Origin of the sequence: Marinobacter sp. UBA2498, from assembly GCF_002341575.1 — a bacterium.
Classification (GTDB): Bacteria; Pseudomonadota; Gammaproteobacteria; order Pseudomonadales; family Oleiphilaceae; genus Marinobacter; species Marinobacter manganoxydans.
This window is the reverse complement of record NZ_DDOI01000102.1, coordinates 2,881-11,971: the sequence shown is the minus strand read 5'-3', so window position 1 is coordinate 11,971 and position 9,091 is coordinate 2,881. Positions and strand designations below refer to the sequence as shown.

Here is a 9,091-nt window from a genome sequence, read left to right as displayed (position 1 = left end):
TGGCAGGCCATGGGTGTGTCCCTGGTGATCCACCCCAACAACCCCTATGTGCCGACCTCCCACGCCAACGTGCGGTTTTTTATTGCCACGCCGCAGAACAGCGAGCCGGTTTATTGGTTTGGCGGCGGCTACGACCTCACGCCTTACTACGGTTTTGAGGAAGACTGTGTGCACTGGCACCGAACAGCCCGCGATGCCTGCGAGCCGTTCGGAGAGGGCACCTACAAGCGCTTCAAGGACTGGTGCGATGATTACTTTTATCTGAAACACCGGGATGAACCCCGGGGTGTTGGTGGTCTGTTTTTTGATGACCACAACACCGGCGACTTCGAGCAGGATTTCGGCCTGATGAAAGCGGTGGGCGATAGCTACATAGACGCCTACGAGCCGATCGTCCGGCGCCGAATGGATCATCCGTTTGGTGACCGTGAGCGGGATTTCCAGCTCTACCGCCGGGGGCGCTACGTGGAATTCAACCTGGTCTATGACCGCGGCACCCTGTTTGGCCTGCAATCCGGCGGTCGCACCGAATCCATACTGATGTCGCTGCCGCCGCTGGTGCGCTGGGACTACAACCGGACCGCGGAGCCCGATTCGGAAGAAGCCCGGCTGACAGACTATTTCCTGACCGGGCGGAACTGGCTGGAGACCCAACATGACTAACGATCTCTACGCGGTAGTTGGCAACCCCATCAGCCACAGCAAATCGCCGAGGATCCACAGCCTGTTTGCCAGCGAGACCGGTGAGCCGGTTGAGTACACGGCCATCCAGGCGCCACTGGATGATTTTGCCGGCACGGTGAGGCAATTCTTTGAACGGGGTGGCAAGGGCCTGAACGTAACCGTGCCCTTCAAGGAGGACGCCTGGAAGCTGGCGGACCGTCGTACCGAGCGGGCCGAGAATGCCGGGGCCGCCAATACCCTGTATCTCGATGACGAGGGCCGGCTCACCGCTGACAACACTGACGGGTGCGGTATTGTGCGAGACCTGGTTGTCAACCACGGAGTTGTCCTTGGGCAGGCACGCATCCTGGTGCTGGGGGCCGGTGGCGCGGTTCGTGGTGTTCTGGGGCCGATTCTGGCGGAGCATCCTGCCGCCATTACCATTGCCAACCGGACGGTTGCCAAGGCTGACGCGCTGGTTAACCTGTTTAAACCCGTGGCGGGCGAGACCGTGCTTTCTGCCTGCGGATTCGAAAAGCCCCGGGAGCCTTTTGACGTGATCATTAACGGTACCAGTGCCAGCCTCCAGGGCGATCTGCCACCGCTGTCACCGGAGGTAGTCGGAGAGCAAACGGTGGTCTACGACATGATGTATTCTCTGCAAACCACGACGTTCAATCAGTGGGCGCTGGAACAGGGTGCACAGAACGTTCATGACGGGCTTGGTATGCTGGTGGAGCAGGCGGCGGAATCCTTCCGTATCTGGCGCGGCGTGAACCCTGCCACCGGCCCCGTCATTGAGGAATTGCGTAACGACTGAGCCGCTGCCCCCGGATTGGGCTATGCTCAGGGTCAACTTCCGTAGGGATTTTCGATGGATATTCTTACCCTTGTAGGGCTTGTGGCAGGTGTTCTGATCGTCATCATGGCGATGCTCGCCAATGCCTCCTTCCTGACGTTCCTGAACCTTCCGGGGCTTGCCATTGTGCTGGGCGGAACCTTCGCCGTTACCCTGATCAAATTCCGAATGGCGTCAGTCATGAGCGCCTTCCGCCTGGCCATGTCGGCTGCATTCACCGACCGTATGGCGCGGCCGGCGGAATTGATCCGGGAAGTGGGATCACTGGCCATGGTGGTGCGTAAAGAGGGCATTCTGGGCCTGGAAAACCACCAGACTGACAACGAGTTCCTCCAGAAGGCCATTAATCTGTGTGTCGACGGTCACCCGCCGGAACTCGTGGAGGAGGCGCTGGCCCAGGAAACCCAGCAGACCGCCGAACGGTACGAAGTGGCCGAGCGGGTGTTCCGGGGCATCGGCGAATCGGCTCCGGCCATTGGCATGCTGGGCACCCTGGTAGGCCTGGTGCAGATGCTCAACACCCTCGACGATCCGTCCTCCATCGGCCCGGCCATGGCCATCGCCCTGCTTACCACCTTGTACGGTGCGTTTATTGCCCAGCTGGTTGCCCTGCCCCTGGCCGACAAGCTGCAGCTGAAAGCCGAGGACGAGGCCCGGAACCAGGTGCTGATTATCACGTCCATCAAGAACATCATGCGCGGTGAGAATCCCCGGGTAATGACCGAACTGCTGTCGTCGTTTGTTCACCCGGAGCAGCGCACCGGCCTGGCGCCGGAGCGGGAGGCCTGAGGGTTTGGAGCTGGTCCAGAAGAAAAACAGGAAGCGTTTGCAGAACCAGACGCCGGCCTGGATCGTCACATTTGCCGATCTGGCCACCCTGCTGCTGACCTTTTTCATACTCCTGCTGTCGTTTGCCGAGATGGACGTGGAGAAGTACCGGGCCATGGCCAATTCCATGGCGGTCGCTTTTGGCTCCAGTAATGTCCTGGCCGATGATATCGGTGGTTCCCCCCTGACGATGATTGAATCCGAGACGGTATCCCTTCCCGAGCCAACGGAATCCCAGACCAGGGAGCCCGAATTTATTGATGAGCGCGCCGAGGGTGTCGCGCCCACCCAGATCCCCGGCGGCGTGATTGATCTGGCCAGCCGGATGATCCGGGAGCTGGAATCGGAAGTCGCGTCGGAAGCCCTGAGTGTCAATTACGACCAGAACCAGGTGGTGATCCGCTTTTCCGAGGAAGCCACCTTTCGATCCGGTGAGGCCGCTATAAAGCCCGAGATGATTCCGATCATCGAACGGGTGGTCAATGTGCTGTCCGCCTGTACCGGTGATGTCCTGGTGTCCGGCTACACCGATGACCGGCCCATCTCCAGTGACCGCTACCGTTCGAACTGGGATCTTTCGGCGGCCCGAGCCGTGTCCGTCGTGCACGAGCTGGTGATGAACCGTCAGGTACCCGCCGACCGCGTGGTGGCGGCCGGTCGTGCCGAGACCAATCCTCTGGCGCCCAACGATTCGCCAGAGAACCGGGCCCTTAACCGCCGGGTGGAGATCGCGATTCGTAATCCCGAGTGTAACGATGACGTCCCGACCGGCGACCTGCCGGTCGAAATCATGCCCTGAGTCTTATATCCGGCGTGAAGCTTCTCATTCGTAATCCATATAACTGTCGTGCTTTCAGGGCTTTATACTGTCCGCCGTTTATTGACTGGCACAGCGGAGCGAGAGGGTAACCATGAGTGGACCGGACAAGCCAAAAGTGATTGGCGAAGAATGGAGTGATGAGCGGGTCAGAAGTTTTCTGGCTATCCAGCCCTGGGATGCTGCCGAGAACCCTGACTTCAACGCCCTGTTGAAAGCCTATCAGGCCATGCGGGCCGAAGATTTCGAGCGCTTTATCGGCTTTTTTGTTGCCGAGGGTCGGGATCTGAATGCCGCAGGCCCAGACGGGGAAACCATTCTTGACCTGATTTCCCGTCATCGCCGCAGTGTCGATTATGCCCGGGCGCTGGAGAACGCCGGCGCCAAGAAAACGGCCGCGGCGGGCAACTGAGCCCAGCGCGGCCGCTTCATCTGGTTTGAGATCAATGGCGTTTACTGCACGTCGACTTCAATGGCCTTGGGCTCTTTCGGCTCGGCTTTCTGAAGCGTCAGTGTGAGCATTCCGTCCTTGAAGTTCGCCTTCACGCTGTTTTCGTCAACGTTGTCCGGCAGCGTGAAGCGGCGAAGGAAGCTCCCGTAGAATCGTTCGATCCGGTGATGCTTCTTGTCCTTGGATTCATCTTCACTCTTGCGTTCTCCCTGAATACTCAGAACGCCCTCGTGTACCGTTACCTTTACATCTTCCTTGGACATACCCGGCAACTCTGCCTCGATGGTGAAGGCCTCAGGAGTTTCTTTGATGTCTACGGCCGGCGCCCAGTCGCTGCGGCTGAATACGTCTTTACCTTCGCGCTCGCCGCCTGAGCGGGCCAGGCCAAACATGCGGTTGTAGCGGTTCATCAGGTCTTCGAACTCATTGACCGGATTCCAGCGGGTAAGATTGCTCATAAAGCATCCCTCCTTTTCAAACGAAACGAATCTGAATAGTTGAGCATCAGCTTCGATCGCGGAACTGCTCCATGCCGGTAGCGCCTGCCGGATGGCTATCCGTGAACCTCTGCTAATTCCGAATGTAGGTGCAGCAAAAATGTTTTCAAGGGTGGGGTTGGTCGAATTTTGATCAGGGTCAAATTGGCTTCAGAGTTCCCCGAAATGCCGGTGTAAAAACGGACGGAATCGGCTCATGGTGGCGCCTGCCGTCTCCGGATCGGGCCGGATACCGGGTTGGAATCCCGGGAGCTCGCCGGACAGGAAAGGTTCCACCAGCGATGGGTTGGCACTGATGACATGAACGAGCACATCCCGGCTGGCATCCTCGCCGGTGATCAATGGCGCCGGCTGATGGTCACCCAGAATGATCATCAGGGCGTCCTGGCGCAGGTAGTGGGCGGCGAAGCCTCCGGCAACTTCCAGAGCATAGGCAATCGCCTGACCGTAATGTTCCCGGACCCGGTCCGGATCGCGCCACAGCGAAACCGGCGCCTCGCCAGCACCCTCCCAGCGCCGGAACACTTCACCGTTGCCGATGCTTTGCCAGTCATCGAGCACCGGCAGGATCGGCACCCAGGGGGCGTGGCTGCTGATCAGCGCCAGCTCGGCAAAGAGCGGCCCCTCATTCGCATCGCGAATGTCCTGAAACCGGTGCCAGGTGTACTGGTCGGGCATGGTGACCCAGTTGAATGGCGGCCCCTGGTAACCCAGATCATCGTGATCGTAAATCCGGTCGTAGCGGAACAGCCGGCCCTCGGGCCAAGCCTGGGTGATTGCCGGCATCACGGCGACAGTGCTGTGCCCTGTACTGCGGAAGTCATCGATTAGAGTGGCGTAGCCGGAGCTGAGGAGGGTTTCGTAGGCAAGCTGGTTGTGGATCCACTGGCCACTCAACACGGATAGATGACCAAGCCAGGACTGGCCACCCTGGATGGGTGATTGCAGCCGGCCAGTCACCACCGACAGCCCGGCCGCATCAAGGGACCGGCCCAGCGCCTCAAGGCCCGGATTGACGAGTGACCGGTAGCGCTCGTCCGTGACCGTCGACACCCCGTAGGATTCGATAAAACCCAGAATGACATCGGTATGTGCCAGCCTTGGCAGGGGCGTTGCCCGGCCTTCCCGCCCTGGCAGCGCACTCAATTCGTTGGCAAAGTTGCGGGTTGTCTGGTGAGTGTGGGTGATCAGGGAGGCCTGATTGGCAACGAAGGCCAGCGCCGGGCTGCCAATCCAGGGCGTGATGGCCCCGGCCAGAAACAGGCCGGCCACAAACCAGAGCGGTTTGCCCAAGTGTGCCGGCGAGTGGTGCGCCAGCCGTTCCAGGCCATGGCGAAACAGCCAGCCCACGCCTGCGAGCAAACCCAGCAGAGCGGTGAGGGCTGCAATCGCCAGAGCCGCCCCCAGGTTTGTGTTGAGCAGATTCCAGGCCGCATCCAACAGGCCAACTTCAAGATACAGGTTCAGGCCGCGGCCGAGACTCTCCCGAACCAGGGCATCTGCCAGAACAAGCAGGAACAGAAACGCGTAGGCGACGGCCAGCGAACGAGCGACGCGGTATCTCCGCTCGGGATCCCTGAGCCCGCAAATGATGGCCCATAGGATCAGGGCCTCCAGAGAAAGCCAGGGGGTGTTACCCGGCAATGCCAGAGATGGAAACAGGAACAGCCCGTTCAGCAGAAAAAGCCAGACCAGTATCACGAAGCGACCTCAACCCAGGCGATCTGTTCCTGCCGACGGGGCAGGGGCACCGGTATCGGCGAGTCTCCCTCAACCGATTGTGCCATACGAGTCAGTGTTTCCCGCCAGGGTGATTCATGGGAGGCATGCCAGACGCGCCAATGCAGGGCGGCTAACGCCTCTGGGTGGTTGCAGATCAGGCTGAGCTCCCGGTGAGTCAGGCCCTGCTTTCCTTCCGTGGCGCAGCGATCCACCAGAGACGCCAGGGCCCGCGCTTTCTTGCCCCTTAATGGCGAGGCACTTCGCCTGTGGTCCCGGGCGGAAACGGGAGACAGAACCATCTGTTCGAACCAGTCCAGGCCGCCCGGTGTCCGATGACCCATAGGTGCGGGACCGGNNGCAAGATCAATCACCCTCGTTGTCCGGTAATCTTCGGGCACCGCCAACCATTGCCCTTCGCCCGGTTTTCGGCTCAGCCACCAGGCCAGAGCCGGTGAAAACAATACCGGTGCCAATACGGGCAGGGCCCAGGGTGTCAGCGACGGCGCGTGCCATTGGATCAGGCTGAGCGCCGCAACGGCGGAAGCCAGCAGGAGGGCAAAGTGCCGAAGGCTGAGCCCCGGCTTGGCAGCGCCGGACCGGTTCTGTCCCTGCCAGCCAACTCTGAGATTCGACAGCGCGCCCCCAACATGGAAGGTGTGAATCAACATCCGGATGGGGGCCAGCGCCAGTGCTGCGAGCGTCTCCATCAGCGTGTTCCCCGAGAGCCTGAGCAGCCCGCCAAACCGGGTAGTGCGCTTTGCCAACGAGTGGTCCGCTATTGCAAGCAGCCGGGGGCCGAACAGCAGCACCGAAGTCACCAGGACCAGCAGAAAGCCCGGACCAGAGCCTGTGTCCGTGGTAGCCATCACGCCCGGCAAAGCCGGCGTCGAATCGGCCAGCGCCACATAGCCTGACAAGCCCAGGAAAACCAGCCAGAGCGGAGAGGCCAGGTACGAGAAAATTCCGGTTACCAGGGCCATCCGATGGGCGAGCCGGATCTTCCCCAGGGTTGCCAGTAACCAAAGATGCTGGAGGTTGCCACGGCACCAGCGCCGGTCCCGGATCAGGTCATCCTCGAGGGTCGGCGGTGATTCCTCAAAACTGCCGGCGATGGCAGGTTCCAGCCAGACCTCGTAGCCGGCCCGTCCCATCAGTGCCGCTTCGATAAAATCATGGCTGAGTACCGGCCCCCGGAATAGACCGGGTCCCCGAAGCTTGCGCAGACCACAGTGGGCCATGAACGGCGCCACCCGGATAATCGCGTTGTGGCCCCAGTAGGTGGCCTCACCCAGCTGGATGGCCGCCAGTCCGGCACTGTAGAGCCTGCCATAACAGCGGTTGGCGAACTGCTGCAGCCGGCCAAAGCGGGTTTCTGCCCGGGCCAGGCGGGGTGTGGTCTGGATAATCCCCGCCTCGGGCCGGGCTTCCATGAGCTGTATCAGCCGGGTAATGCAGTTGGCACTGAGCAGGCTGTCGGCATCCAGAACCACCATATAGCGGTAGCGGCGACCCCATCGACGCAGGAAATCCGCGATATTGCCGCTCTTGTAGTTCAGGTTGATGTTGCGCCGCCGGTAGAACAATTGCTGGCCAGGGCCGAGGTCCCGGCGTATTTGTTCGCAGGTCGCCTGTTCCTCGAGCCAGATTTCCGGGTCCCGGCTGTCCGAGAGCACATAGAAATCAACGGATTCCTGCTGTCCCGTTCGTTCGAGATCGCGGATGATTGCTTTCAGACCGCCGAGGGTGCGCTGCACCGGTTCATTGCAAACGGGCATCACGACGGCGGTAGGTGCGAGCGTTGCTTCTTCGGACTCAGGCTGCCCAACGCGGCTGGACAGGCTCCAGGGGTCGCCGCCAAAGCGGAGCGCAACAAAGCCAAAAACGGCGGTCCAGAAGCCCACGCCGATCCACGCAAAGAGGAGCCCGAAGACGGCCAGCAACGTGGCAGTCGTTCCGCCATTCGCCTGCTCCGGCACTGTCTGGGCAAACAAATAGACGCCGGCCAGGGTTTGAGCGGCCACCAGGAAAATAAGCAGAAGGCGTCGCCGGAACGCGACCGGGCGCCAGCACGCGGCGCTATTCACGAGGGTAACCGATACTGGCCCGGGTAATGGGTGGCAGAGGGCGCCCCTGGCATGGCCCGGGCAGGGTAAACCAATCCGGCATCCGCGCCAGCAACTGCCCGTTGCTCAAGGCCGGGTTGTCAGCGGCGTGTACCTGCAGCAGGCTGTGCAACCGCGCCCGGGTTTCAGGACCGGTATCGTGGCCTGCCGCGCGCAGGTAGAGCAGTGCTCGATCAAACGGTTGGTCTGGTGTGTCCACAGTGGTCTCCGGGATGTAAGGTTACCCCGAAAGATACGGCCACGGCGGTGACTTCAGACCACTGGCTTACTGATCGTTAAGATACTCATTCTTCAGGCGGACATAGTTGGCGGCGGTGTATTTGAAAAAGCCCCGCTCCTTTTCCGTAAGCGCCCGGGCTTTCTTGCAGGGCGACCCGACGTAGAGGTGCCCGGATTCCAGGGTCTTGCCGGGCGGAACCAGGCAGCCCGCGGCAACAATCACCTCGTCCTCCACCACGGCGCCATCCATGATGATGCAGCCCATGCCGACCAGAACCCGGCTGCCAATGGAGCAACCATGCAGCAGTGCCTTGTGGCCCACCGTCACATCGTCGCCGATGGTGAGCGGATAACCGCCGGGGTTGTAGTCACTGGCATGGGTGATGTGCAGGACCGACCCATCCTGGATGCTGCACCTGTGCCCTATGCGGATTTTGTGCATATCGCCACGAACCACGGTCATCGGCCAGATGGAAACATCATCGCCGGTTTCCACATCGCCAATCACCACGGCACTTGGATCGACCCATGCCCGTTCCCCAAAATGTGGCGTGATACCCTTGTGTGAACGTATATTCGTCATTACATAGTACCTGTTAAAGTGAAATTGAACGCGTATACCCGGAGGCCCGGGGCGCCTGTGGGAGAGGTCCTTCCAAAACTGTCTGTCGCCATGGATGGCGACAGTCAAGCGTCACATGGGTGAGGCTGAGCGTTTATGAAGCAAGGCTTCATGCTTCAGCCGAACGACTGCAATCTAAGATTGCAGGCCGGACCCCGGAGGGGTGCCGCCAGGAGCGTGTTTTGGAAGGACCTCTCCCACAGGTGCCAGCCCCATAGAATTAAGAAACCAAACTACCCAAGATTCGACGAACTGAGAAGGGGACCTATGAATAACCCGTTACTGACTGA

The 9,091-nt window shown here is 60.6% G+C and carries 10 protein-coding genes; 5 read left to right on the top strand and 5 right to left on the bottom strand.

The window, feature by feature from the left end; translation table 11 throughout:
* The 5 genes from hemF to B2W52_RS14260 form a co-directional block, all read left to right on the top strand.
* A partial coding sequence (gene hemF, locus B2W52_RS14280; protein WP_286803646.1) for an oxygen-dependent coproporphyrinogen oxidase occupies positions 1 to 663 on the top strand: 663 nt, incomplete at its 5' end.
* Positions 656 to 1,483, top strand: coding sequence for a shikimate dehydrogenase (aroE, locus tag B2W52_RS14275; protein ID WP_286803645.1), 828 nt, complete (start codon positions 656 to 658; stop codon positions 1,481 to 1,483). The genes hemF and aroE, both read left to right, overlap by 8 nt.
* 54 nt (positions 1,484 to 1,537) lie before the next feature.
* Positions 1,538 to 2,311: a motility protein A gene (locus B2W52_RS14270; RefSeq protein WP_053113435.1), complete on the top strand. Its 774-nt coding sequence runs from the start codon at positions 1,538 to 1,540 to the stop codon at positions 2,309 to 2,311.
* 4 nt (positions 2,312 to 2,315) lie between these two features.
* Entirely contained in the window at positions 2,316 to 3,149 is an 834-nt protein-coding gene (locus B2W52_RS14265; protein ID WP_053113436.1) for a flagellar motor protein MotB, read from the top strand.
* Positions 3,150 to 3,261: 112 nt separating this feature from the next.
* Positions 3,262 to 3,579, top strand: a complete 318-nt coding sequence (locus B2W52_RS14260; RefSeq protein ID WP_014578883.1) for a PA4642 family protein — start codon at positions 3,262 to 3,264, stop codon at positions 3,577 to 3,579.
* A gap of 41 nt (positions 3,580 to 3,620) precedes the next feature.
* Here B2W52_RS14260 and B2W52_RS14255 read toward each other — a convergent pair whose 3' ends face one another.
* The 5 genes from B2W52_RS14255 to B2W52_RS14235 all read right to left on the bottom strand — a co-directional run bounded on the left by B2W52_RS14255 (position 3,621) and on the right by B2W52_RS14235 (position 8,762).
* Positions 3,621 to 4,076, bottom strand: coding sequence for an Hsp20/alpha crystallin family protein (locus B2W52_RS14255; protein ID WP_014578884.1), 456 nt, complete (start codon positions 4,074 to 4,076; stop codon positions 3,621 to 3,623).
* A 189-nt stretch (positions 4,077 to 4,265) separates the two neighbouring features.
* Positions 4,266 to 5,816 (bottom strand): alkaline phosphatase family protein, encoded by a 1,551-nt coding sequence (locus tag B2W52_RS14250; protein WP_286803644.1) that lies wholly within the window; start codon positions 5,814 to 5,816, stop codon positions 4,266 to 4,268.
* Positions 5,813 to 7,858 (bottom strand): glucans biosynthesis glucosyltransferase MdoH, encoded by a 2,046-nt coding sequence (gene mdoH, locus B2W52_RS14245; protein WP_476738538.1) that lies wholly within the window; start codon positions 7,856 to 7,858, stop codon positions 5,813 to 5,815. Before mdoH ends, B2W52_RS14250 begins: the two co-directional genes overlap by 4 nt.
* Positions 7,859 to 7,913: 55 nt before the next feature.
* Positions 7,914 to 8,159 carry a hypothetical protein gene (locus tag B2W52_RS14240; RefSeq protein WP_053113440.1) on the bottom strand — a complete coding sequence of 82 codons (246 nt, stop codon included), beginning with the start codon at positions 8,157 to 8,159 and terminating at the stop codon, positions 7,914 to 7,916.
* Between the two features lie 66 nt (positions 8,160 to 8,225).
* Positions 8,226 to 8,762, bottom strand: coding sequence for a gamma carbonic anhydrase family protein (locus B2W52_RS14235; protein WP_092032197.1), 537 nt, complete (start codon positions 8,760 to 8,762; stop codon positions 8,226 to 8,228).
* Positions 8,763 to 9,091: the final 329 nt, after the last annotated feature.